Raw genomic sequence first — 25,085 nt, 5'->3', positions numbered from 1 at the left:
AGTTCGATGGATCAGTGGTTCATGAACGACTTGACGGGCAGGGCGCGTTCGACGATCCGCACGTCACCGAGCCGTCCGTGCAGGATCTGGTCGATCTTCCCGGCGTACTCGTAGCCGCCGAGGAGCCAGGGCAGTCCGACCGAGGTCAGTCCCACGGAGCGCGCGGTGGGATTGCGGGCCACGGGGCACCCCTGGACGTACAGCGTGGTGTGCGAGCCGTCGTTGACGACGGCGACGTGCCACCACTGTTCCCGCGCCGTCTCGTCGCCCCAGTTGGTCGCGATGCCCTCCTGGTTGAGCGGCCGTACCGCCCACTGCGGGCCGGGGCCGTCCGACAGGGACAGCGTGGCGAGCGGCTCGTCCGGGTCGCCCTCCTTCTTGCCCGCGGCCCCGCCCGTACCGGTGCGGCTGACCAGCCCGGACCAGGCGTTGCGGGACGGGTTCCAGTCGGCGGGCAGCTGGTAGAAGGCCTCGACGGTGTAACCGCCGCGGAAGGTGGCCGAGTTGAGCGGCGCGTTGTCCACGGTCCGCAGGTAGGCGCCCCGCAGCGGTGACTTGTCGCCGTTGAACGAGAGGCTGCCGTGCCCCGGCTGGTCGGGGTGGTGTGCCGACGACCAGGTGAGGGAGCCGTCGCCGACCTTGACCACGGTCAGGTCGTTGCCGCGTCCGGAGAGGTCGCGGACCGTGCCGTCCAGGGCCGCGCCCTCCGCGTGGCCGTCGAACCGCCAGTAGGCGAGCGTGCCCCGCACCAGCATCTCGGAGGCGGGCCGGGGCGCGCGCGGCGGCACCGGGGCGAAGCCGGAGAAGCGCTTCTCGAAGTCGACGGCCACCGAGAACCGGTCCGCGGGGCCGGACAGCTCGATCTCCTGGCGCTCCAGCTCGTTGAGCCCCTTGGCCGCCCGGCCCAGGATCCACGGGGAGATCGTCTCGACATCGATGGTGTCGCGGTCGAGGTCGAAACGGTACAGCCGGATCATCGCCGCGCCGCCGTAGTAACGGTTCTGATAGTTCGTCAGGTGCAGGTGTACGTCGTTCCCGGCGGCGTTCCTGCGCACGGTCCGGGCGGCCGGCCAGTAGTGCCCGTTGAGGGTGAGGAAGATCTGGTCGTGCTCCTTGACCAGCCGGTCCCAGAGCTGCTGTCCGTAGGTGGAGAGGGTGTCGTCCTCGTAGACCAGCTCATGGGTGGTGAGGATGACCGGCGTCCTCGGGTGCTGGGCGATGACGTCCTTGGCCCACGCGTAGCCCTTCGCCGACAGCCGCCAGTCCAGGGCGAGGACGAGCCACTGCCGGCCGGCCGCCTTGAAGAGGTGGAAGGTGTTGTAGCCGTCCGGCGAGGCCCCGCCGAAGGTCGGCCTGCCCTTGAACCGCTTGGGGCCGAAGGCGTCCAGATAAGGGGTCGGGCCCCGCTGGTCGTCGGTGGAGGACTTCACGTCGTGGTTGCCCGCCAGGACGCTGTAGCCCACGCCCCGCCGGTCGAGCAGCTCGAACGCCTTGCTCACCGCGGCGACTTCGGGCTGGGCGCCGTTCTCCGTGAGGTCGCCCAGGTGCGAGAGGAAGACGATGTTCTCGTCCTTCCCGTGCTCCAGGACGTACCGCAGAGACGCTTCGATCGGGGCGGGGTTGATGCTCGGCCCGTCGAAGAGGTACTGCGTGTCGGGCATCACGGCGAGCGTGAAGCGGTGGCTGTCGGGGTCGGGTCTCCAGCGGGTGCCCGAAGCGGGCGCCGCCTGAGCGGTGGCGGCCGGCAGCGAGACCGCCGCCGTGGCGGCGCCGATCAGCGCGGTCGCCCGAAGGAAGTTCCGTCGTCCGGCGCCGGCTTGCGGGCAGGCCTCGGCCGGGTCGTGCTCATGCGAAGTACACACGTCTGCTCCGTGAGAAGGGGGACTGCTCGGGAGAGGGGGGTGGTGACTCGGGAGGGGGTGGCGACCGGGAGAGGGCGGTGGTCGGGAGGGGCCGGCGGCAGGGATCAGAGCACGCGCAGCGTCCAGGCCCAGCGGTGGGTGCCCGGCGCGACGAGGTACTCGGCCGAGGTGTCGGGCCCGCACGACGCCGTGCCGAGCCCCCGGTGCGCGGCGTCGAGGTGCACGACACAGCCGGGCCGCGGCACCAGCTCGTCGTGGTGCGCGGCGGCGGCCAGATCCTCGGCCCGGTACCGGTTGACGGAGACCTGCCCCGGCGCCCCGAGCTCCACGGTCAGTCCCGTGGCGTCCGGCGCCGACAGCGTGAACCGGCGCACACCGTGCCGCCCGCCGCTCTCCTGGGGCCGCAGATAGGGGGTGAACAGCTCGTCCACCGGGAGCGAGTGGTGCCCGACGGGCGCGCCCGTGCTCCGGTCCGGGTAGGACTCCCAGGGGCCCTGCCCGTACCAGTCCAGGACATCGAGCCCGGCGACCGTCTCGAAGACCGTGCCGACGCGGGCCACGTCGTCGAGGCCCTCCGGCAGTTCGGCCGACTCCTCGACCCGGAGGCCACCGGCGACCGGGGTGAACACCTGCTCGTGGCGGACGGGCCCGGCCCCGGTCGCGTACTCGGCGACCACGACGACCCGGGTGCCCTCCTCGCGCACGTCCACGACCTTGCGTACGAGCTCGTCGAGCCCCCAGTCGTGCCAACGGGCCGCCATGCCGCCCAGTTCGTCGTTGTCGGTGGGCGCCCGCCACAGCGAGAGCACGGGCGCGGAGGTCAGCAGCGGATGGACCAGCAGCGCGTCCGTGTCCAGCGTGACGGCCGGGCCGGACGCGGGCTCCGGCGCCGCGTCGGCGGCGGGCGCGCCCAGCCGGACCTGCGGCAGGCACACCTCGGTGCCGAGCGGGGCCCAGGCCTCGTCGTCCGCGGTCGTGACCCGCAGGGTCAGCCAGGACTCGCCCTCCGGCACAGGGAAGGGCAGCGGCACCGCCGCGGACTCGCCCGGCAGTACGTCGGGCAGCTCGGCCGGTGCCGTCACCGTGGTGCCGTCCGCGAGGACCAGGCACCACTCGGCCGCGAGCCAGTCCAGGCCCCGGAAGTGCTGCCGGTTGTGGACCAGGAGCACGCCCTGGCCGTAGGTGAGGCGGACCGGCGCCGCGATCTCCCGGTGCTCGTACAACACGGGCTTGGGCGTGCGGTCCGGGAACACCACGCCGTCGGCGATGAAGGCCCCGTCGTGGATGGTCTCGCCGAAGTCGCCGCCGTAGGCCCAGCGATGGCCGGGCGCGGCGACTCCGTGCTCGTACAGCCCGGCACCCCCACGCCCGACAGGTCTTCCGTCGTTCACACGCTGGAGAATGCCGTGGTCCCAGAACTCCCAGATGAAGCCGCCCTGAAGACCTGGGGTGGACTCGATGGCGGCCCAGGTGTCGGCGAGCGTGCCGTTGCTGTTGCCCATGGCGTGCGAGTACTCGCACTGGATGAGCGGCATGATCTGCTTTCCCGACAGGGCGTGTGCGACGCAGTCCTCGATCGGCGCGTACATCGGGCAGACGATGTCGGACGCGGCCGTCGGATCCGCCCAGTCGAGCTTGGCCGCGCCCTCGTACTGGATCGGCCGGGTCGGATCGTGGCGCCGGACCCAGCCCGCCGCCGCGTCGTGGTTGGCGCCGTAGTCGGACTCGTTGCCCAGCGACCAGATGATGACCGACGGATGGTTCTTGTCGCGCAGCACCATGCGCGAGACCCGGTCCACGAAGGCGGGCAGATAGCGGGGGTCGTCGGCGATCTCGTGGGCGTGGTCGTGCGACTCGATGTTCGCCTCGTCCACGACGTAGAAACCCAGCTCGTCGGCGAGGTCGTACAGCGTCGGGTCGTTCGGGTAGTGGGCGGTGCGGATCGCGTTGAAGCCGAAGCGCTTCATGACGACCAGGTCCGCGCGCATGTCGTCCGCGGTGACCGTGCGGCCGGTCAGCGGGTGGAAGTCGTGCCGGTTGACGCCCCGGATGTAGACGCGCTCGCCGTTGACCAGCAGGTCCCGGCCGCGGATCTCGACGTCCCGGAACCCGACCCGGTGGTGCGAGGTGTCGGCGACCGAGCCGTCGGACCGGTGCAGGCGCACGGTCAGGTCGTACAGCTCGGGCGTCTCGGCGGTCCATGGCCACACGTTCTCGACGGTGCCCCGCAGCCGGGCCTCGCCGAAGAAGTCGGACACCCGCATGTCCTCGGCGTTGAAACGGTCGAACTCGGTGTCCTGGGCAAGGAGTTGGCCCTCCAGCGCCCCGGTGACGTACCACCCCTGGGGCAGCGGTCCCGCTGCGTCGCGCACCTGGCAGTCGACCCGGAGCCGTCCGTCCCGCCGGGCCCTGACGGTCACGTCCGCGAGATACAGCGGGTCGGTCGCGTACAGCAGCACCGAGCGGGTGATCCCGGCGTGCCACCACTGGTCCTGGTCCTCGATGTGCGAGGCGTCGGACCACTTGACGACGGTGAACCGTACGGTCGCCGGGTCCCCGGGGCGTACGACGTCGGAGAGGTCGAACTCGGCCGCGAGGTGGGAGTCCTTGGAGATGCCGACGGGCTTGCCGTTCACATGGACCAGGAGGACGCTCTCGGCCGCGCCGACCTGGAGCACGATCCTGCGTCCGGCCCACTCGGCGGGGATGTCGACGGAACGCTCGTATATGCCCGTCGGGTTGGCGGCGGGCGAGGCGGGCGGGAACTCTCCCCACGGCATCTGCGCGTTGGTGTACTGGGGCAGGTCGTCGCCGCTCTGGGTGGTCCAGGTGCCCGGCACCTCGGTCCGGGTCCACTCGCCCGAGCAGCCCATGGGCGAGGGCAGCAGCTGGAAGTGCCAGGAGCCGTCCAGGGACAGCGCACCGGAGCGCCGGTCCACCGCGTTCATGGCCAGCCGCCCCCAGGAGGTCACCTCGGGTGCCTCCCAGGGGCGCAGGGCGATCAGGTGATCGCGTCGCATCAGCGAATGGCTCCCTTGCCGAGATCCGCGATGATCTGCTTGGCGCCGATCGCGAAGACGATCAGCAGCGGGATGAGGGCCAGTACCGCACCCGTCATGACCATCCCGTAGTCCGTGGTGCCGTGGACGCCGTTGAGCTGGGAGAGCGCGACCTGGAGGGTCACGTTGTCCGGGTTGGTGAGGGCGATCAACGGCCAGGCGTAGTCGTTCCACTGGCCCATGAACGTGAAGATGCCGAGGAAGGCGAGACCGGGCCGCACGACCGGCAGGGCCACGTGCCAGTACTGGCGCATGAAGCTCGCCCCGTCGAGCTTGGAGGCGTCGAGCAGCTCGTCGTGGATCGCGCTCTTCATGTACTGCCGCATCCAGAAGATGCCGAACGCGTTCGCGGCCGCCGGCACGATCAGCGAGGTCATCGAGCCGATCCAGCCGAGCTTCGCCATGATCACGAACTGCGGGATGGCCTGCAACTGGGCCGGCACCATGAAGATCATCATCATCATGGCGAACAGCACTCCCCGGCCGGGGAAGCTGAACTTCGCGAAGACGAACGCGGCCAGTGAGTCGAAGAAGAGCACGAGGACCGTCACCGAGGTGGCGACGAGCAGCGAGTTGAACATCGACCCGAAGAAGTCGATGCTGTCGAAGAGCTTGCTGAGGTTGTCGCCGAGGTGCGAGCCGGGCAGCAGCTTCGGCGGGTAGGAGAAGATCTCGGTCGACGTGTGCGTCGACATGATCACGGCCCAGTAGAACGGGAACGCGGAGAGCAACAGGCCGAGGATCAGGGACACATGGAGGGCGATTCCCCTGCGCCGGGTGCCCTCGATGCGCTTGTTCTTGCTGTGCCTGGCCTTGCCGGGCTCGGACTCGGTGGGCTTGACATCGGTGATTGTCATGGTGACGGGCCTCCCTAGTCTTCGCCCCGGCGCTGCACCAAGCGCCAGTTGATGATCGAGAAGATGACGACGACGAGGAAGATGCCCCAGGCCACGGCGGCGCCGTAACCGAAGTCGTTGTTGTCGAAGGTCTGCTGGAAGAAGTAGAGGACCATCGTCCGGCCGGCGTGGTCGGGACCGCCCGAGAACGTCGACTCGTTGGCCGTGGTCTGCAGCAGCACCTGGGGTTCGGAGAAGCTCTGCAGTCCGGTGACCGTAGAGATGACGAGGACGAAGAGCAGCACGGGCCGCATCATCGGCAGCGTGATCCGGAAGAAGGTCTGGACGGGCCCTGCGCCGTCCACGCGCGCGGCCTCGTACAGCTCGCCGGGGATCGTCTGGAGTCCGGCGAGGAAGATGATCGCGTTGTAGCCGGTCCACTGCCAGGTCATCAGGGTGGCGATGGCGACCTTGATGCCCCACGGGGTGTTGAGCCAGGCCACCTGGTCGAGTCCGACCGCCTGCAACAGGGCGTTGACCAGGCCGAAGTTGGTGGAGAAGACCGAGCCGAAGATGATCGCGACGGCCACCACCGAGGTGACGTTCGGCAGGAAGAACGCGAAGCGGTAGATCTTCTTGAAGCGGACCGCCGAGTTGAGCATCACGGCCGTCACCATCGCCAGGAAGATCATGGGGAAGGTGGCCAGCGCCCAGATGATGATCGTGTTGCCGATCGAACTCCAGAAGTCGGTGTCCGACAGCAGGTACTTGTACTGCGACAGCCCGGCGTACTGCATCGATCCCAGACCGTCCCAGCGGTGGAACGACAGATACAGCGAGAAGCCGACCGGGATCAGACCGAAGGCGAGGAACAGCAGATAGAAGGGCGAGATCGCGGCGTACAGCCGCCAGTAACTCCGGATGCTCTTCCTGGGGTTGGGGGCGGGTGGCTCCACGGCGGGCGCCGGGGGCTTCTCGACCAGGGGCACGGTAGCCATCAGTGACTCACCCCCAGGTGGTCCGCGATGCGCCGGCACTTGCTCATGGCGTCCCTCCAGGCCTTCTTGGGGTCCTTGCCGAGGACGCCGACGTTCTTGATCTCGTCCTTGATCGGCTGCCCGAGCGCCACGTCGAACGGGCTGTTGAACGCGACCGGGATCTTCTCCGCGGCCGGCCCGTAGACGTCCATCGTGATCTGGTCGCCGAAGAACGGGTCGGGCTCGCGCAGCTTCTTCATGTCGTACGAGGCGGGGGTCGACGGGAAGAGTCCGGCGTCGACGAAGCCCTGGGCCTGGTTGTCCGCGTTGAGCAGCCAGGTGATGATCTCGAAGGCCTTCTCGGGTTCGCGGCACGCCTTGGTGATCGCCAGGAACGAGCCGCCGACGTTCGACGGGCCGCCCGGACAGTTCGCCACCCGCCATCTGCCCTTGGTCTTCGGGTACTGGAGCTTGAGGTCACCGGCCGCCCAGGAGGCGTTGAGCTGGCTCGGCAGCCGGCCCTTCTCGGTGGCCGAGATGGAGTCGGGGGTGCCCGTCACGAGGTCGGAGACGATCCCGCGCCGCTTGGCCTCCACCGCACGGTCCCAGCAGACGCGTACGTGCTCGCCGTCGCCGATGAAGTGCTTGTCCCGGTTCACATACCGGGTGGTCCCCTGGCCGATCGACATCTCGAAGACGCTGCCGACGTCGGTCAGGATGTACGTGCCCGGGATGCGCTTCTTGAGCTGCTCACCGGCCGCGAAGAACTTGTCCCAGGTGTTCATCTCCGAGGAGACGTCGTCCGGTTCGTACGCCAGTCCGGCCTTCTCGTAGACGGCCGGCTGGTAGTACTGCACGACCGGGCCCACGTCGATGGGGAAGCCGATGAGGCTGCCGTCCGGTGCGACCGCCTGCTGCCACTTCCAGTCCAGGTACTGGCTCTTGAGCTTCTCGGCGCCGAGGGTCCGCAGATCGACGAACTGGTCGGCGTTCGGCAGATAGGACGCCATGTCCTCGCCCTTGAGCCCCGCGATGTCGGGGATGTGGGCCTGGCCGGTCATCGTGGTGATCAGCTTGGAGCGGTAGTAGCCGCCGATCTGGATCGCGTCCAGGTCGACCGACGAGTCGTAGCGCGCCTTGGCCTTCTTGACGACGGTGTCGCTCAGCCCGCCGCTCCAGTACCACAGGACCATGTTCCGGCCGGTCGAGCCGGTCGGTACGGCGCAGCCGGACGCCAGGCCGCCGAGCGCCGTGGCGGCCGTACCGGCCAGACCCGCGCGGAGCAGGCCCCTTCGTGAGAGCCGCACAGCTCCCACCGCCTTTCGGATGTGTTCGGTCTTCGCATCAGGGGAGATCGGGAATGCCGTGGGGGGCGGGTGGGGTCACCGGGGCGTGGGGGACCGGCGGGCCGGGGTCCGCGGGAATGCGGTCGGCCAGGAAGCCGTACGCGCGCCGCAGTTCGGTGTTTTCGGTGCTCTCGGTGTTCTTGACCGACTGCCACCACTCGTGGACGCCGTACCAGCCGGGCGCGGCGAGCGCCCCGCCGTGCCGCCGTACGGACAGTCCGGCGGCCAGTACCGCGAAGCGCAGCCGCTCTTCGAGGGGCCAGCCTTCGAGGGAGGCCGCGACGAAACTCGCGCCGAAGACGTCTCCGGCACCCGTCGCGTCCAGCACCTCGGTGGCGAGGGCGGGTACGTCGGCGTACTCGCCCGTCGTCTGGTCGACGGCGATCGCACCGTCGCCGCCGCGCGTGACCACGGCCACCGGCACCAGCTCGGAGAGCTTGGAGAGCGCGTCGGCCGCGGTGTCGGTGCGGGTGTACGCCATCGCCTCGGTGTCGTTCGGGACGAAGGCGTGGCACAGGGCGAGCTGGTCGAGGAGGGCCGAGGACCACTGCTGGGTGGGATCCCAGCCGACGTCCGCGAAGATCTTCGTACCGTTCGCCGCCGCTTTGGCGAGCCACTCGCGGGGTTCGGCCTCGATGTGCACGAGGGCCGTGCGCGCGGCGGGCGGGTCACCCATCAACGCGTCCTGCGAGTACGGGGGTTCCTGGCCGTGGGTGACCAGGGCGCGGTCGTGTCCGTACGCGATCGAGACGGTGACCGGGGTGTGCCAGCCGTCCGCGGTACGGGAGAGCGAGAGGTCGATGTGCTCCTGCTCCGCGAGGACCTCACGGCAGTGGGCGCCGTAGTAGTCGTCGCCGAACACCGTGGCCAGAGACGTCCTCAGGCCGTAGCGGGCCGCGGCCACGGCCAGGTTCGCGATCCCGCCGGGGCTCGTGCCCATCCCGTCGGTCCAGATCTCCTCGCCGGGGGTCGGCGGCTTGCCCAGACCGGTCAGGACGAGGTCGTAGAAGAGCAGCCCGGTCAGCAGCACATCGGGCCGCGCGTCGGGCCGTTCGTCACCCACGAGCGCATCCTCTCGTCAAAACTCTTCACTTTCGATGCACGGGATCGTGTTTCGGTGGACAGGATCGTGCGCGCCTCAGGCTGATTTGGCAAGAGTCGAGCAGAACTGAGCATGGAAATGATTGCGAATGACGAGTACTGTTCAGCGCGTGCTGGCAGAGCGACGACATCAACTCATCCTGCGGGCCCTGCGAAACGGGGGCCCCGCAGCCGTCACCGACCTCTCGGAGCAGCTGGGTGTGAGCCCCGCCACAGTCCGGCGTGACCTGCTCAAACTGGAGGAGGAGGGCCTGCTCACCCGCGTGCACGGCGGGGCGGTCGCCGAGGAGGGCGACCAGCCCTTCGCCGAGGTCGCCGAGGTGCGCGTGGCCGAGAAGGATGCCATAGCCGAACGTGCCGCCGCGATGGTCGAGGACGGCCAGTCGGTCCTGCTCGACATCGGCACCACCGCCTACCGGCTGGCCCGGCAGCTGCACGGCCGCCGGATCACCGTGATCACCAGCAACCTCGTGGTCTACGAGGAGCTGGTGGACGACGAGGGCATCGAACTGGTGCTGCTCGGCGGCATGGTCCGCCGCGAGTACCGCTCACTGGTCGGCTTCCTCACCGAGGACAACCTGCGCCAGCTGCACGCGGACTGGCTGTTCCTCGGCACCAGTGGAGTGCGCCCCGGCGGGCAGGTGATGGACACGACGGTCGTCGAGGTACCGGTCAAGCGGGCCATGATCAAGGCGGCCGAGCGGGTCGTCCTGCTCGCCGACCGCGCCAAGTTCCCGGGCACGGGCATGGCCAAGGTCTGCGGGCCCGAGGAACTGGACGTGGTGGTGACCAACGGACCGGCGGACGCCGGGACGCGGTCCGCCCTGGAGGAGGCGGGTGTGCGCGTGGTGCTGACGTGAGCGGCGTGCGCGCCGGTTCGCGGACATCGAGGAACTCATGGACCTCGACGAACATCGAAAGGGCAGTTGCGTGAAGCTGACGATTCTGGGCGGCGGCGGATTCCGGGTGCCGCTCGTGTACGGGGCGCTCCTCGGGGACCGCGGCGAGGGCCGCGTCACCGACGTCGTGCTGCACGACCTGGACGCGGGACGGCTCTCCGCCGTCGCCCGCGTCCTCGCCGAGCAGGCCGCGGACGTCCCCGACGCACCGACCGTGACCGCCACCACCGATCTCGACGAAGCGCTGCGCGGCGCCGACTTCATCTTCTCCGCGATCCGCGTCGGCGGCCTCGAAGGCCGTGCGGCCGACGAGCGGGTCGCCCTCGACCAGGGCGTCCTCGGCCAGGAGACGGTCGGCGCCGGCGGCATCGCGTACGGACTGCGCACGGTGCCCGTCGCCGTGGACATCGCACAGCGTGTGGCCCGGCTCGCGCCCGACGCCTGGCTCATCAACTTCACCAACCCGGCGGGCCTGGTCACCGAGGCCATGTCCCGCCACCTAGGCGACCGCGTGATCGGCATCTGCGACTCACCGGTCGGCCTCGGCCGCCGTATCGCCAGGGTGCTCGGCGCCAACCCGCGCGAGGCCTGGATCGACTACGTCGGCCTCAACCACCTCGGCTGGGTCCGCGGCCTGCACATCGCCGGACGCGACGAACTCCCGCGGCTGCTCGCCGACCCGGACCTCCTCGGCTCCTTCGAGGAGGGCAAGCTCTTCGGCACCGAGTGGCTCCAGTCGCTCGGCGCGATCCCGAACGAGTACCTGCACTACTACTACTTCAACCGGGAAGCGGTCCGCGCCTACAGCGAGGCCGAGAAGACCCGCGGCGCGTTCCTCCGCGACCAGCAGGAGCACTTCTACGAGGAGATGAAGCGGCCCGACGCCTCCGCCCTCACCGCCTGGGACCGTACGCGCGCCGAGCGCGAGGCCACGTACATGTCGGAGAACCGGGAGACGGCAGGCGCCGGCGAGCGCGAGGCCGACGACCTCTCCGGCGGCTACGAGAAGGTGGCGCTCGCCCTGATGCGGGCCATCGCCCGCGACGAGCGCACCACGCTGATCCTCAACGTCCGCAACCAGGGCACCCTCTCGGTGCTCGACACGGACGCCGTCATCGAGGTGCCCTGCCTGGTCGACGCCAATGGTGCCCACCCGGTCGCCGTCGCCCCGCTCCCGGACCACGCGACGGGCCTGGTCTGCGCGGTGAAGGCGGTGGAGCGCGAGGTGCTCGCCGCCGCCGAGTCGCGTTCCCGTACGACGGCCGTGAAGGCCTTCGCCCTGCACCCGCTCGTCGACTCCGTGAATGTCGCCCGCAGGCTGGTCGACGGATACACCGGAGCCCATCCTGGGTTGGCGTACCTTGAGTAAGCGCTTTCCCCGCTACCTGGAGACTTGAGATGCACGACGAACGCCGCCGGATCGAAGAGCGCGTCCAGCGCGTACACGACCAGCGCATCAAGACCGCGATCTACGCCGCCTCCGTACCCTTCGAGGTCGAGGCCTGGCAGGCTCCGGGCGAGCCCGTCCCCTTCGAGGAGGCCGCGGCCGCCTCGTACGAGCCCTTCGCGATGGACACCCCCTGGGGACCGCCCTGGGGCACCACCTGGTTCCGGATGCGCGGACAGGTTCCCGCCGAGTGGGCCGGCAAGCGCGTCGAGGCCGTCATCGACCTCGGCTTCATCGGCGACTGGCCGGGCAACCAGGCCGAGGCGCTCGTCCACCTCACGGACGGCACCCCGCTCAAGGCCGTCAACCCGCTCAACCAGTACGTGGCGATCGCCAACCCCGCCGTCGGCGGCGAGCAGATCGACTACCTGGTCGAGGCCGCCTCCAACCCGGACATCCTCGCCGACAACTTCTCCAAGATCACGCCCATGGGCGACAAGCTCACCGCGGGCGACAAGCCGATCTACACCTTCCAGCGCGCCGACATCGCGATCCTCGACGAGGAGGTCTGGCATCTCGACCTGGACGTCCAGGTGCTGCGCGAACTGATGCTGGAACTGGGCGAGCACGACCCGCGCCGGCACGAGATCATGCACACCCTGGACCGGGCCCTGGACCTGCTGGACCTCGACGACGTCTCCGGCACGGCCGCGGACGTACGGGCCGCGCTCAAGCCCGCCCTGTCCAAGCCCGCCAACGCCAGCGCCCACATCGTCTCCGGCGTCGGCCACGCGCACATCGACTCCGCCTGGCTCTGGCCGATCCGCGAGACCAAGCGCAAGACGTCCCGCACCTTCTCCAACGTCACCTCGCTCGCCGACGAGTACGACGACTTCATCTTCGCCTGCTCGCAGGCCCAGCAGTACGAGTGGGTGCGCGACAACTACCCGAAGGTCTGGGCCCGCATCCAGGAGTCCGTCAAGAAGGGCCAGTGGGCGCCGGTCGGCGGCATGTGGGTCGAGGCCGACGGCAACCTGCCCGGCGGCGAGGCCGTCGCCCGCCAGCTCATCCACGGCAAGCGGTTTTTTATCGAGCACTTCGGCGTCGAGACGAAGGGCGTCTGGCTGCCGGACTCCTTCGGCTACACCGCGGCCTACCCGCAGCTCGCCAAGCTGGCCGGCAACGAGTGGTTCCTCACCCAGAAGATCTCCTGGAACCAGACCAACAAGTTCCCGCACCACACCTTCTGGTGGGAGGGCATCGACGGCACGCGGATCTTCACGCACTTCCCGCCCGTCGACACCTACAACGCGCGCTTCAGCGGCGAGGAGATGGCCCGCGCCACCCGCAACTACCAGGAGAAGGGTGCCGCCACCCGCTCGCTGGCCCCCTTCGGCTGGGGCGACGGCGGCGGCGGCCCCACCCGCGAGATCATGGAACGGGCGCGTCGGCTGGCGGACCTGGAGGGTTCGCCGAAGGTCGTCGTCGAGCACCCCGACGAGTTCTTCGCCAAGGCCCGCGAGGAGTACCCGGACGCTCCCGTCTGGGTCGGTGAGCTCTACCTGGAGCTGCACCGCGCCACCTACACCTCGCAGGCCCGCACCAAGCAGGGCAACCGCCGCAGCGAACACAAGCTCCGCGAGGCCGAGCTGTGGGCCACGACGGCCGCGCTCCACGCTCCCGGCTACGCCTACCCGCACGAGAAGCTCGACCGGCTCTGGAAGACGGTCCTGCTCCACCAGTTCCACGACATCCTGCCCGGGTCCTCCATCGCCTGGGTGCACCGCGAGGCGGAGGCCGAGTACGCGCGCGTCGCGGTCGAGGTCGAGGAGCTGACCGCCGAGGCGGTCACCGCACTCGGCACGGGCGGCACCCGCGTCTTCAACACCAGCCCGGCCGAGCGCCGGGAGGTCGTACGGACCGCCGACGGCACCCTCGCCCACACCGTCGTCCCCGCGAACGGCAGCGCACCCCTCGGCACCGGCGACGCACCCGAGCCGGTGACGGTCACCGGCCGCGTCCTCGACAACGGACTGGTCCGCGTCGAGGTCGCCGAGGACGGCACCCTGGCCTCCGTACGCGATCTGCGCGCCGGCGGCCGTGAGGTCCTCGCCGACACGGGCAACCTGCTCCGGCTGCACACGGACCTCCCGAACTACTGGGACGCGTGGGACGTCGACAAGCACTACAAGAACCGCTACACGGACCTGCTGGACGCGGAGTCGGTGACCGTGGTCGAGGAGGACCCGCTGCTGGGCGCGATCCGTGTGGAGCGCTCCTTCGGCAAAGGCTCGCGCATCACCCAGACGATCAGCCTGCGCGCCGGCAGCCCCCGTATCGACTTCGAGACGGACATCGACTGGCACGAGGCCGAGAAGTTCCTCAAGGCGGGCTTCCCGGTGGACGTCCGGGCGGCCCACTCGTCCGCCGAGATCGCGTTCGGCCACATCCAGCGGCCCACGCACACCAACACCAGCTGGGAGTCGGCCCGCTTCGAGGTCTCCGGCCACCGCTGGGTCCACATCGGCGAACCGGGCTACGGCGTCGCGGTCATCAACGACTCCACCTACGGCCACGACGTCACCCGCACGGTCCGCGAGGACGGCGGTACGACCACCACGGTCCACCTCAGCCTGGTCCGCGCCCCGCGCATCCCGGACCCGGAGGCCGACCAGGGCAAGCACCGCTTCACCTACGCGCTGCTGCCGGGCGCGACCATCGAGGACGCGGTCGCCGAGGGCTACTCGCTCAACCTGCCGCTGCGGGTGGCGGACTCGGCGGGCACCCCCGAACCGGTGGTGTCCGTGGAGGGCGGGGGCGTGACCATCGAGTCGGTCAAGCTCGCCGACGACGCCTCCGGCGATGTCGTCGTACGCGTCTACGAGTCCCTCGGCGGCCGGGCACAGGGCACCCTGCGCACGGGCTTCCCGCTCGCCGGCGCCCAGCTCACCGACCTCCTGGAACGCCCGCTGACCAGCGCGGACACGGACGGCGACAGTGTGTCCGTCACCCTGCGGCCCTTCGAGATCCAGACGCTGCGACTGGCTGTGGGGAACAGGTGACCACGCTTCCCATGAAGAATTAAGGAAGCGGTAAGACGCCTGGTCACGGCGGGTCCATCGCCCGCCGTGACCAGTGCCCGTTCCCTGGACGACACCTGGAGTTCGCCCGTCGCCCCTCTGATGTGGGGCAGTACGAGAGAAAGGTGTCACCGTGCGAGACCCGCGAATGTCCGCGATCGGCAAAGGGCTGAGGCGCAGGGGAAGGCTGATGGCCCAGGCGGTGAGCCCGCCGCGCCGGAGCCTCGACGCCATGCCCACGCCCAGGACCGACGGGGACTCGTACACCGCCCCGCTCGCCCCGCGGCTGGTGGACTCGCCGGTCTTCGTCCTCTCCTCCGTGCGCTCGGGCTCGACCCTGCTGAGGGTCCTGCTGAACAGCCACAGCAGGATCCGCGCCCCGCACGAGATGCATCTGCGCACCCTGCACATCAACCTGTCGCGCGACTTCACCGCCGACGCCATGCGGGCACTCGAACTCGACAAGGACGAGCTGGAGCATGTGCTGTGGGACCGGGTGCTGCACCTGGAACTCGCCCGCAGCGGCAAGCAGGTCATCGTCGACAAGACCCCGCCGAACACCCTCATGTGGCCGCGCCTGAACCGATGTTGGCCCAACGCCCGCTACATCGTGCTGCTCCGCCACCCCGGCGCGGTCGTCGCCTCGCTCACCGACCGCCGCACCGACCCGGACCACGAACAGATCCGCGCCGAGGTCCTCGACTACAGCGAGAAGCTGGACGAGGCCCGCCGCACCCTCGACGCCCATGTGATGACGTACGAGGACCTCACCGCCCACCCGGAGCGGACCACCCGCGGGGTGTGCGAGTACCTCGGTGTCCCCTGGGAGAGCGCGATGCTCGACTACGGCGCGAAGGATCACGGCGACTTCCGTCCGCAGCTCGGCGACTGGAGCCCCACGATCAGGTCGGGCCGCATCCAGCAGGCCCGCCCGGCCGACCCGACGGCCCAACTACCGCCCCGCCTGGCCGAGTTGGCAAAGGCATGGGGGTACCCGGTCGACTGACCGGGCACCCCCTGGAGAGCCGCCCGGGGACCAGGGGGGGACTTTTTGGGCCCCCCTTGCGCGGCCGTCAGCCGGTGAAGCCCGCCGTGACTGGGGAACGGGAGTTCTTTGGTCGAATAGGTGACCTTCGCGGGTGGTGCTCGTTGAGTACCGTGACGGGATCATCGGCTGGTGGGGTGAACGGATGCGCAGGCTGCGGGAGTTGGCAGCGTCGTTCGTGGTGCCCGGGCCGGCCGGGGTGGCTGTCCGGGACCGGCTGCGGGTGAGCGAGTTGGATGCTGGCGTGCTGGCGGAGGTCGGTGACTTACTCGGCTCGCTGGCGGCCGGTGATCTCGCGGAGCGCTCACAGCAGGGTCTGGAGCACGATGTGGGTTCTTGGGCGGTGCGCAAGCGTGCGCTGACGGGTAAGTCGTCGGCGCGTTGGGCGGGCAGTATCACCAAGGCCACCCACGATCAGTGGGCGCTGGCCCGGCGCGGACAGATGACGCAGATGGGCTGGCTGCGGGGGCAGATCGCGTCGGTCGAGGCGCGGCTGGCCCGACCGCTGGGCGCGAAGGCCGACAAGCGGGCAGGGCTAGTGCGCGGCTATGCCTCGCGGGGTGAGTGGCATGCCAAGGCGCGCCGTCTGCAGACCTTGAAGGACCGGGTGGCGGTGGTGGAGGCGGCCTGGACGGCAGGCCGGGTGCGGGTTGTGCGCGGCGGCAAACGCCTCGCCCGCACCCGCCACCACCTGGAGGCAGCGGGGCTGAGTGAGCAGGCGTGGCGGGAGTGCTGGCGGACGGAGCGGATGTTCCTGGCGGCCGACGGCGAGTCCGGCAAACGGTTCGGCAACGAGACCATCCGCGTCACTGATACCGGACAGGTCTCGATCAGGCTCCCGGCCGGGCTGGCCCACTTGGCCAACGCCCCGCACGGCCGGTACGTCTTGGACGCGAACGTACGATTCCAGCATCGCGGCCAGGAGTGGCGCGACCGGATCACCGCGAACCGCGCGGTGGCGTACCGCATCAACCACGACACGGCCCGCGGCCGCTGGTATGTGACGGCTTCCTGGCAGCGCGCCGTCACCCCCACCCTGCCGCTCGAAGCGGCCCTGGCCCAGGGGGCGGTGGGGGTGGACATGAACGACGACCACCTGGCGGCCTGGCAACTGGACGTGCACGGCAACCCGGTTGGCGAGCCGCAGCGCTTCTTTTACGACCTGACCGGTAGCACGGAGCACCGGGACGCGCAGTTGCGGCACGCACTGAGTCGGCTGCTGCACTACACCCGCGACTGCGGCGCTGCCGCGATCGCCATCGAGGACCTTGACTTCACCGACGGCACGAGCCGGGAGAAGTACGGCCGCAACAAACGCTTCCGCCGCCTGCTCTCCCGCTTCCCTACCGCGAAACTCAAGGCCCGGCTGGTGTCGATGGCCGCCGAACAGGACATCGCCATCGTCGCGGTCGACCCCGCCTACACCAGCAAGTGGGGTGCCCAGCACTGGCAGCAACCGCTGACCAAACCAACTCGCCAGATTTCCCGGCACGATGCGGCGAGCATCGCGGTCGGGCGACGCGCCCTCGGACACCCGATCAGGCTGGGGGCACCTCCCAGCGGTAGCTGGGGGAGGACGGCACCGCCCCACGACGACCGGAGTGATCGTCGTGGGCATCGGACCGTCCAGGCCCGACCGGAGATCCGTCGGCGTGAGGAAGCCCGCCCCCACCTACCCGGACCACGCACCAGATGCGTGTCACCGGTGGTGGAGCGAAAGCGGGGGACCAGCCTGCCCAACACCGTTCGGGGCAGCGCCACCGAGCAGCAGTCCTTCGAACAGGACTCACTACCGCTCAGTGTTCAAGAACGGTACGGGAGTTGGCACGTGCACCAAGTTGATATGGGCCAGTCAGACGGTCAGGGGACTGTCTGAAGTCTGTGCAGCGTGGGTCGTCTGAGCTGACTGGGGTGCCGGAGCCACCTGTGCGGTCTGCGTTGTCTGGGTGCTCACGACGGACTCGGGCGCCGACGCGGCGACGTCCAGGTCCGCGCGCTGCTGCGGCAGCGACACGGGCCGTACCGCGCGCGGTCCCGCGACGACTGTGTAGTCCTGTCCGAGGAACGGCGGGACCACGTCGCCGGGCTCCTCGCCGAGCGCCAACCGCACCGCCGCCCAGGGGGCGTTGATGCCGCACTGCGAGAGCTGGTGCAGGCCGCCCGCCGGGCGCGTGTTCACATCCATGAGGACCGGCTCGTCACCGAGCATCCGGAACTGAATGTTCGTCAGATAGTGCAGCCCGAACGACTCCGCGAGCAGCCGGGACGGCTCGATCCACTGCGGGTCGAGCGTGAAGCCGCGCCGCCGGCCGTTCTTGGTCCGGCCCACCGCCATCCGTACCCGCCCGTCCGGACCGGTCAGGCAGTCCACGGACACCTCCGGCTGCTCCAGACGCGGCATGACCAGCCAGTCCACGGGCTCGTCGGCCTGCTTCAGCGCCTCGACGACCATGTCCAGCGGCACGTACGGGCTGGGGAAGCCGTTGAGGTGCATCAGGGAGAAGGGGGTCCGCGTGATGATGCGGAAACCGACACCGCCCGCCCCGGAGGCCGGCTTGAAGCACGCCTTGTGGCCGCCGGCCTCAAGCGCGTCGACCGCCACGATCAGCTCGTCCGCGGTCCGCACCCGCCACCACGGCGGTGCCGGAATGCCGAGCTTCTCGACCGCCTCGTACGCGATCACCTTGTCCTGGAAGGTGTGCACGGCCTCGGCGGGCGGCGCGAGCAGCGCCGTACCGACCGCGGCGAACTCCTCGCGGTGCTCGACGAGGGTCGCCTGGTGCAGGACCGGCACGAACACGTCGATGGAGTGCCGGGCGCACTGGTCGAGCGCGTACTCGACGTACGCCGCCGGGGACAGCCCCTCCGGCTCCAGCGCGGCGGCGTCGGCCGCGGCGAGGATGGGGGAGTCGGGGTCGCCGTGGGTCGCGTGGATCTCAACGGCCCGGCCGCACGGATTTCGCCGTAGCTGATCCATGAAGAACACGTTCTCCGCGTACGTGCGGTTGAGCCAGACGCGTACGCGAGAGACCATGCAGGCCGCCTTTCAGGGTTCACGGGCACGGCGAAGCAGGCCGCGCCCGGCCAAGGAGTAAATGGGTACACAAAACCGCCGTTCGAAAACGGGAGTCCGTGGCGGTTGTGTAGGGCCGATCATAGGGCCTGCGCCGCGTGCTCGCTGCTACGCGCGTGTTACAGAATCCCCGGACGGGCCCGCCGGTGCTCCTGAGGCACGTCAGGCCCCCTGGACCCCGCTCCCCTTGAAGGACTCCAGGCCCTCCTTGATCTCCGCGAGCACGTCCGCCGCCTCGGCCCCGTCGATCACACGGTGGTCGAAGGTGAGACTCAGCGGCAGCACCGGAGCGACGACGACCCTCCCGTCACGGACCGCGGGCCGGTCGGCGGTCGCGCCGAGTCCGAGCGTGATCGTGGTCCCGCCGACGGAGTGGAACGCCTCCACCGGACGGTGACCGAGCGAACTCACCGCGAACGTGCCCGTCGTCGAGGCCCGCCTGCGCAGCGGACGGGTCGCCGCACGGTAGGCGAGGGTGCGCAGCGGCCCGGGCAGCCGCTGGAGCGCGCGGACGCCGGCGAACTCCGGCATCGTCTCGGGGTCGCCCTCGCGGAAGTGGTCGACGCGCTGCTGGATCTCGCCGAGAGCGGCCCGCTCCAGGTCCGGCAGCACGGCCGACAGCACCACCCGGCGGCCACCCAGTGTGCGGTCGAGCGTGAACTTGCCGTGCACACCGTCGTAGCGGGCGACCCTGGACCGGCCCCGCAGCGCGGCGTTCGCCTCGGGGTGCGCGGCCAGCACCCGCGCGGCCACATGGAGCACGTACGTGACCGTGGAGATCCGGCGCCCCGACGCCTGCCCGGTGCGGTGCTCCCGTACGTTGCCCATGTCGACCGACGTACCGAGGAACACCGGCGCGAAGGACCGGATGCCGTCGAGGAAGGCCAGGGTGTGGCGGCGCTCGCGGGCCACCGGTGAGATCCTCACGAGGCGACCGCCAGCGCGTAGATCTCCTCCAGGCTGCCGGCCTCCAGTGCCTCCGCGAGCGGGAGCGCACGGCCGGTCGTCCGCTCCAGGAGCGCGAGGAGCGAGAGCAGGTGCACCGAGTCCCAGCCGGGCACCCGGTCGAGCCCCGCGCCGACGTCCGCGCCGGTCACCGGCAGGCCCAGGTCGTCCTGGAGGAGGATGAGGAAGTCGTCGATGGAGTTCACTAGCCGTCGTCTCCCGGGATCTCGGTGAAATGGACGTGCGGGGGCGGGACGGGCAGCACCCCGAGGCCGTGCTCGTACGTCACGGTCGTGCCGTCGTCGGTGACGGGGGCGAAGCCGTTCCTCGGGTAGAAGTCCTTGACCTTGCTGTTCTTCGGTGTGGCCCGGTGGTTCGCGCGCACCGCACGGGCGCCGTGTGCGCGGGCGTGTCGCAGCACGGCACAGAGCGCGGTCTGCTCGATGCCCCGGGAGAACACCCGGCAGCTGAGCAGGAAGTTGTCGATGTGAACGGTGTCGCCGTGCCGGCGCGTGAACACCGCTCCGACGACACCGCTGTCCCCGAAGCGGTCGGCGGCGCGGACGGCGAGGACGCGCGCCGCCGGATCGTCGAGGAGGGCGCGCACCTCGGCGGGCCCCAGCCGCAGCGTCGTCTGGTTGAACTGGTTGGTGCGCAGGGTCAGTTGGGAGAGCCGGGCCACCTCGGCGGGGCCGGCCTCGACGAGGTGGACCTCGACCCGCAGCTGCCGCAGATATTCGTCCAGGGAGCCGAAGCTGTCGAGGAAGTCCTTGCGGACCAGTTCGTCGCGGTACTGGGCGACCCGAGTGACGTCCTCGCGGGTCAGCTCCGGGGCGTCGAACCAGCCGTCGCGCAGCAACGCCTCGATGTGCAGGGCCGGTTCGCCGTTCACGGGCACGACGGCCACACCGGGCAGCTCGTGGCGGACGAGCCCGCACTCGTAGGGGCTGTCGTCCACGAACACGAAGCTGTCCACGCCCAGGTTGAGCGCCTCGGCGAGCTCGGCGAGGTTGTCGTGCTTGGGCCGCCAGTTGGCGACGACCCGGACGAAGTCGTCCTCCCGCAGGAACATTCCGGGATGCCTGCGCAGGACCTCGCCGACCGGTTCGGGGTCGTTCTTGCTGACGGCGGCCAGCAGCACGCCCTGCGAGGCGAGTTGTCCGACGACCCGCTGGAACGCGCGATGGGCCCCGCCGCGGTGAGTGCCGTCGGCACCGATCTCGATGCCGTCCGGGCCGTCCTCGCCGAGGATCCCGCCCCACAGCGTCCCGTCCAGATCGAGGACGAGGACCTTCTTGCCCTGCCCGGCCCGATGCCGGGCCAGATGCCCGATCTCGCGGGCGTACGCGGCGAACAGGGCGGGGGAGAGGTGCGTCCGGGTGTACTGGCTCAGCCGCGGCTCGACGACGGGCACGCCCTCGCCGGCCAGCGGGTCCAGGTCGAGGACGACGACCCGCTCGTGTTCCTCGGCGAGCCGCAGCAGCCGCGCGTTGGCCTCCCGCCACACCGCCCCGAGCCGCGCCCGCGACCGGTGGTCGACGAGCTGCGCGGCGAACCGCCTGGGCAGCGGCAGGGTGTTGAGGACGAGCGTCCCGCGCGCCGACTCCACGAACCGCGCGACCAGCCCCGCCAGCGTCCCGATCCGCTCCCGCGCCACCCGCTCCACGTCCTCGGGCCCCCAGGGCACGGGAACCTCGTCGAAGACCACCATCGGGTCGAGCACACAGAGGGCCAGATCGGCCCGGTACAGCTCGCCGCACGGGTCGGACAGGTCGAAGACGTACGCGTCGAAGTCCGCGAGATGCGGCCGCAACAGCAGTCCGTGGCGGGCCAGTTCGACGGTCAGGGACGGCAACAGCGGTGCCAGCGTGCCGTGCCCGGTGACGGCGACGCTCACGACCGGCACGGCCGGGTGCTCCGCCACCACCTCGTCCGGATCGAGCCGCGCCAACAGCTGCCCGGCGCGGGCGAGTTCGACGTCCGAGGCCCCGGCGAGCAGCCGCCGAACACCGGGATACTCACGCACGAGCCGCCCCTCACGGTGCAGCTCGACCAGGGTGGCAGGCTCCCTCTCCACCAGACGCTCGGAGCCGGATGCGCCTGTCATAGCTCTCCCTGCTCTCTTTGGGCTCGGCGCCCCCGTATGGGGCGCGGGGAACGGTGCGAGCAGCCACGATGGACCCGCACCTGAAGAACCGGCCGTGGCCATATCGTCGGCGAGGCGGCTAAAGCCGCTCTTGTACCGTGGAGGCGGCATGTGTTCTTGTGGTCCCATCCGGGCACGCCGAGGGGCGTCTCCGGTCCACGGAGGGGGCGAGGGTGACGACGGCTGACCGTCCGGGCCGGCTGCTGGCCATCAGCGACCTGCACATCGGATACGCCGAGAACCGCGCCCTCGTCGAGGAGATGCGCCCCGAGACCGACGACGACTGGCTGCTGGTGGCCGGTGACGTCGCCGAGACGGTGGCCGACATCCGCTGGACCCTCGAAACCCTCGCCTCCCGCTTCCGCAAGGTGATCTGGGCACCCGGCAACCACGAGCTGTGGACCCACCCCAAGGACACCGTCACCCTGCGCGGAGTGGCCCGCTACGAACACCTCGTGGAGGTCTGCCGCGAGCTGGGAGTGACGACCCCGGAAGACCCGTACCCCGTGTGGGAGGGCCCCGGCGGACCGGTCGCCGTCGCGCCGCTCTTCCTCCTCTACGACTACTCGTTCCTGCCCGCGGGCTGCGCGACCAAGGAAGAAGGGCTCACGTACGCCCACGGCACCGGCGTCGTCTGCACGGACGAGCACTTCCTGCACCCCGACCCGTACCCGAGCCGTGAGGACTGGTGCCGGGCCCGGGTGGCCGAGACCGAGCGCAGGCTCGCGGAGATCCCCGCCGACCTGCCGACGGTCCTGGTCAACCACTACCCGCTGGACCGCCACCCGACAGAGGTCCTGTGGTACCCGGAGTTCGCCATGTGGTGCGGCACCCGGCTCACCGCGGACTGGCACCGCACGTACCGCGTCGCGGCCATGGTCTACGGGCACCTGCACATTCCCCGCACCACCTGGCTCGACGGCGTCCGCTTCGAAGAGGTGTCGGTGGGTTACCCCCGCGAGTGGCGCAAGCGCACGGAACCGCCGGGCAAGCTGCGCCGCATTCTGCCGATGGAGGTCGGATCCGGTGATCGAGGAGCTGCTCCCGGAGTCGGTAGTGGCCGTGGAGGCACACGGTGACGAGCGGCCCGGCGGCACGACGCCGTACCCCGAGCTCTATCCCGAGGAACAGGCGCTGATCGCACGCGCCGTCGAGAAACGGCGCCGCGAGTTCACCGTCGTACGCGCCTGTGCCCGGCACGCCATGGAGAAGCTCGGCGTGCCCCCGCAGGCCGTGCTGCCCGGTGAGCGGGGAGCCCCGCGGTGGCCCGCCGGGCTGATCGGCAGCATGACGCACTGTGAGGGCTACGCCGCGGCGGCGCTGGCCCGCGCCACCGATCTGGCCTCGATCGGCATCGACGCGGAGCCCCATCTGCCGCTCCCGGACAACGTACTGGCGTCCGTGGCGCTGCCCGACGAGGACCGGCGGCTGCGCGGCCTGGCCGCGCAGCACCCCGGCGTCCACTGGGACCGGCTCCTGTTCAGCGCCAAGGAGTCGGTCTACAAGGCGTGGTTCCCCCTCACCGGGAAGTGGCTCGACTTTTCCGAGGCGGACATCGACGTCTTCATGGATCCCGGACACACCACGTCAGGTGGCCTCCGCGCCCGGCTCCTCGTGCCCGGGCCGGTGGTCGACGGCCGACGCATCGGATACTTCGACGGGCGCTGGACGGTACGCCGGGGACTCGTGGCGACCTCGGTGACCGTGCCGCACGCCCAGGGCTGAGCGGTGCCGCACGGCTGAGCGCGCCCGTCCGGCTCGTCCCTCCTCCCTCGAAGGGCTGACGGCGGCTCATCACACCTCCGGGCACCAGGTGTGCAGCAGGCGGAAGAACGCCTCCTCGTTGCCCGTGAGCCCCGCCGCGGCCAGTGCGCGCTCCGCCTCCGCGAGGGCGGCGGGCGGCACGACGGGTGGTCGGCCCGTGCCGGGAGGGCCGTCCATGGCGGCCCGGACCGTCTGCAACAGGCGCAGATAGGCCTGCACGGCGGTGCGTTCGTGATCGGTCAGTACGGCGGTCGGCATCGGACGGCTCTCCCCGGTTCGGCTCGGCTGCAGCGCTTGTGGCGGTTCACTCGCCCCCGCACAGCGGTGGCGCTGGGTCCAGCTTGCCGTCCGCCACTGACAATGCCCTTTCGGTACGCGTCGGTTCGCCCGGTTAGCGGAGGGGAAACATCACGGAAATCCCTTGTCGGACAAGGGTCCTACGCTGGAAGCCAGGGCCTGGAGCCGTACTCCCGGCGGCCCGGTGAGGGGAGGCGAGCCCGTGGTCGACGTCCCGCGACAGCACCCGAGGACCACCGCGCGGCTGCGCCCGGTGGGCGACGGAGAGCTGCGGCTGCACCACCGCGTGGTGCACGGCTACCGCCGCGCCTACCGGATGGCCGGCGAGGGTCCGGCGCTCGTCCTGATCCACGGCATCGGCGACTCCTCGGCGACCTGGGCGGAGCTCATCCCCGATCTCGCCCGCACCCACACGGTGATCGCCCCCGACCTGCTCGGCCACGGAGCCTCGGACAAGCCCCGGGCCGACTACTCGGTGGCCGCGTACGCCAACGGGCTGCGCGATCTGCTCTCCACCCTCGGCATCGAGCAGGCCACGCTGATCGGGCACTCGCTCGGCGGCGGCGTCGCGATGCAGTTCGCCTACCAGTTCCCCGAACGCACCGAGCGGCTGATCCTGGTCAGTGCCGGCGGCGTGGGCCGCGAGGTGAACCCCGTCCTGCGGGCGGTCTCGCTGCCCGGCGCCGACCTGGCCCTGGCCGCACTGCGGCTGCCGGGGATGCGGATCCAAGTGGGGCTGGTCGCCCGTCTGATGAGGCTCCTCGACACCGACCTGGGCCAGGACGCGCCCGAGTTGCTGACCCTCGTGGACGCCCTGCCCGACGCGACCTCCCGAAGCGCGTTCATCCGTACGCTGCGGGCGGTGGTCGACTGGCGCGGCCAGGTCGTGACGATGCTCGACCGCTGCTACCTCACCCAGGGCATGCCCACGATGCTGATGTGGGGCGACCGCGACAGCGTGGTCCCGGTACGGCACGCGTACGGGGCGCACGAGGCGATGCCCGGCAGCCGCCTGGAGATCTTCGAGGGCGCCGGGCACTTCCCCTTCCACACCGACCCGGCCCGCTTCCTCTCCCTCGTCGAGGAGTTCACCGGCACCACCAGCCCCGCCGACTGGAGCCGCGAACACTGGAGCGACCTCCTGCGCACCGGCCACCCCGGCACCGCCGCGGGCCGGCCGGACACCGCCCGCGGCCGGGCGGTGGAGCGGGATCTGAGGGAGGCGAGCGAACGCAGCGCGACCTAGCCGCCGCGCGGGCCGCGCCTCG

19 protein-coding genes are annotated in these 25,085 nt (G+C 70.5%); 8 read left to right on the top strand and 11 right to left on the bottom strand.

Translation table 11 applies throughout. From position 1 onward, the window contains the following. Positions 1–11 precede the first annotated feature (11 nt). The 6 genes from ACFWXQ_RS38840 to ACFWXQ_RS38815 all read right to left on the bottom strand — a co-directional run bounded on the left by ACFWXQ_RS38840 (position 12) and on the right by ACFWXQ_RS38815 (position 9,143). Positions 12–1,862: a LamG-like jellyroll fold domain-containing protein gene (locus ACFWXQ_RS38840; RefSeq protein ID WP_383944129.1), complete on the bottom strand. Its 1,851-nt coding sequence runs from the start codon at positions 1,860–1,862 to the stop codon at positions 12–14. A gap of 104 nt (positions 1,863–1,966) precedes the next feature. After that, entirely contained in the window at positions 1,967–4,882 is a 2,916-nt protein-coding gene (locus ACFWXQ_RS38835) for a glycoside hydrolase family 2 TIM barrel-domain containing protein (protein ID WP_383944131.1), read from the bottom strand. After that, complete coding sequence (locus tag ACFWXQ_RS38830) at positions 4,882–5,778, bottom strand: carbohydrate ABC transporter permease (RefSeq protein ID WP_383944133.1); 897 nt, start codon at positions 5,776–5,778, stop codon at positions 4,882–4,884. The genes ACFWXQ_RS38835 and ACFWXQ_RS38830 overlap by 1 nt, the downstream gene beginning before the upstream one ends. A gap of 14 nt (positions 5,779–5,792) precedes the next feature. Beyond that, on the bottom strand, positions 5,793–6,755 hold the full coding sequence (locus ACFWXQ_RS38825) for a carbohydrate ABC transporter permease (RefSeq protein ID WP_383944136.1): 963 nt from the start codon (positions 6,753–6,755) through the stop codon (positions 5,793–5,795). Next, a complete protein-coding gene (locus ACFWXQ_RS38820; protein WP_200394780.1) occupies positions 6,755–8,041 on the bottom strand; it encodes an extracellular solute-binding protein in 1,287 nt (428 codons plus the stop codon). Before ACFWXQ_RS38820 ends, ACFWXQ_RS38825 begins: the two co-directional genes overlap by 1 nt. A 37-nt stretch (positions 8,042–8,078) precedes the next feature. Continuing rightward, the gene (locus ACFWXQ_RS38815; protein ID WP_383944139.1) at positions 8,079–9,143 is read right to left on the bottom strand and encodes a carbohydrate kinase family protein; all 1,065 of its coding nucleotides are present in this window, start codon (positions 9,141–9,143) and stop codon (positions 8,079–8,081) included. A gap of 148 nt (positions 9,144–9,291) precedes the next feature. Here ACFWXQ_RS38815 and ACFWXQ_RS38810 point away from each other — a divergent pair, with 148 nt between their 5' ends. From ACFWXQ_RS38810 to ACFWXQ_RS38790, 5 genes are all read left to right on the top strand, one after another. Continuing rightward, a complete protein-coding gene (locus ACFWXQ_RS38810; RefSeq protein ID WP_055614767.1) occupies positions 9,292–10,041 on the top strand; it encodes a DeoR/GlpR family DNA-binding transcription regulator in 750 nt (249 codons plus the stop codon). A 70-nt stretch (positions 10,042–10,111) separates the two neighbouring features. Further along, complete coding sequence (locus tag ACFWXQ_RS38805) at positions 10,112–11,449, top strand: 6-phospho-beta-glucosidase (protein ID WP_383944141.1); 1,338 nt, start codon at positions 10,112–10,114, stop codon at positions 11,447–11,449. A 29-nt stretch (positions 11,450–11,478) separates the two neighbouring features. Then, a complete protein-coding gene (locus ACFWXQ_RS38800) occupies positions 11,479–14,529 on the top strand; it encodes an alpha-mannosidase (protein ID WP_383944147.1) in 3,051 nt (1,016 codons plus the stop codon). A gap of 151 nt (positions 14,530–14,680) precedes the next feature. After that, the gene (locus ACFWXQ_RS38795) at positions 14,681–15,553 is read left to right on the top strand and encodes a sulfotransferase family protein (protein WP_383944150.1); all 873 of its coding nucleotides are present in this window, start codon (positions 14,681–14,683) and stop codon (positions 15,551–15,553) included. A gap of 184 nt (positions 15,554–15,737) precedes the next feature. Next, positions 15,738–17,468: an IS200/IS605 family accessory protein TnpB-related protein gene (locus ACFWXQ_RS38790; RefSeq protein ID WP_383944173.1), complete on the top strand. Its 1,731-nt coding sequence runs from the start codon at positions 15,738–15,740 to the stop codon at positions 17,466–17,468. On the opposite strand, the gene ACFWXQ_RS38785 is transcribed toward ACFWXQ_RS38790, so the two are convergent. From ACFWXQ_RS38785 to ACFWXQ_RS38770, 4 genes are all read right to left on the bottom strand, one after another. After that, positions 17,445–18,626, bottom strand: coding sequence for an ATP-grasp domain-containing protein (locus ACFWXQ_RS38785; RefSeq protein ID WP_383944153.1), 1,182 nt, complete (start codon positions 18,624–18,626; stop codon positions 17,445–17,447). The two genes, ACFWXQ_RS38790 and ACFWXQ_RS38785, sit on opposite strands and share 24 nt — an antisense overlap. A gap of 201 nt (positions 18,627–18,827) precedes the next feature. Further along, the gene (locus ACFWXQ_RS38780; RefSeq protein WP_383944156.1) at positions 18,828–19,592 is read right to left on the bottom strand and encodes a 2-oxo acid dehydrogenase subunit E2; all 765 of its coding nucleotides are present in this window, start codon (positions 19,590–19,592) and stop codon (positions 18,828–18,830) included. Beyond that, positions 19,589–19,816, bottom strand: a complete 228-nt coding sequence (locus ACFWXQ_RS38775) for a phosphopantetheine-binding protein (protein WP_307519734.1) — start codon at positions 19,814–19,816, stop codon at positions 19,589–19,591. The genes ACFWXQ_RS38780 and ACFWXQ_RS38775 overlap by 4 nt, the downstream gene beginning before the upstream one ends. Next, positions 19,816–21,717 (bottom strand): HAD-IIIC family phosphatase, encoded by a 1,902-nt coding sequence (locus tag ACFWXQ_RS38770; protein WP_383944159.1) that lies wholly within the window; start codon positions 21,715–21,717, stop codon positions 19,816–19,818. Before ACFWXQ_RS38770 ends, ACFWXQ_RS38775 begins: the two co-directional genes overlap by 1 nt. A 212-nt stretch (positions 21,718–21,929) precedes the next feature. On the opposite strand from ACFWXQ_RS38770, the gene ACFWXQ_RS38765 reads away from it, so the two are divergent. After that, positions 21,930–22,835: a metallophosphoesterase family protein gene (locus tag ACFWXQ_RS38765; protein ID WP_383944161.1), complete on the top strand. Its 906-nt coding sequence runs from the start codon at positions 21,930–21,932 to the stop codon at positions 22,833–22,835. After that, entirely contained in the window at positions 22,783–23,481 is a 699-nt protein-coding gene (locus ACFWXQ_RS38760; protein WP_384088662.1) for a 4'-phosphopantetheinyl transferase, read from the top strand. Before ACFWXQ_RS38765 ends, ACFWXQ_RS38760 begins: the two co-directional genes overlap by 53 nt. A gap of 69 nt (positions 23,482–23,550) precedes the next feature. Here ACFWXQ_RS38760 and ACFWXQ_RS38755 read toward each other — a convergent pair whose 3' ends face one another. Beyond that, positions 23,551–23,778 carry a hypothetical protein gene (locus ACFWXQ_RS38755; protein ID WP_055614757.1) on the bottom strand — a complete coding sequence of 76 codons (228 nt, stop codon included), beginning with the start codon at positions 23,776–23,778 and terminating at the stop codon, positions 23,551–23,553. A 241-nt stretch (positions 23,779–24,019) separates the two neighbouring features. On the opposite strand from ACFWXQ_RS38755, the gene ACFWXQ_RS38750 reads away from it, so the two are divergent. Continuing rightward, complete coding sequence (locus ACFWXQ_RS38750) at positions 24,020–25,063, top strand: alpha/beta fold hydrolase (RefSeq protein WP_383944167.1); 1,044 nt, start codon at positions 24,020–24,022, stop codon at positions 25,061–25,063. The last annotated feature ends 22 nt before the right edge of the window (positions 25,064–25,085 follow it).

The sequence above is a fragment of the Streptomyces sp. NPDC058697 genome, from assembly GCF_042715345.1.
Lineage (GTDB): Bacteria > Actinomycetota > Actinomycetes > Streptomycetales > Streptomycetaceae > Streptomyces > Streptomyces liliifuscus.
This window is presented reverse-complemented; position numbering and strand designations above follow the sequence as displayed.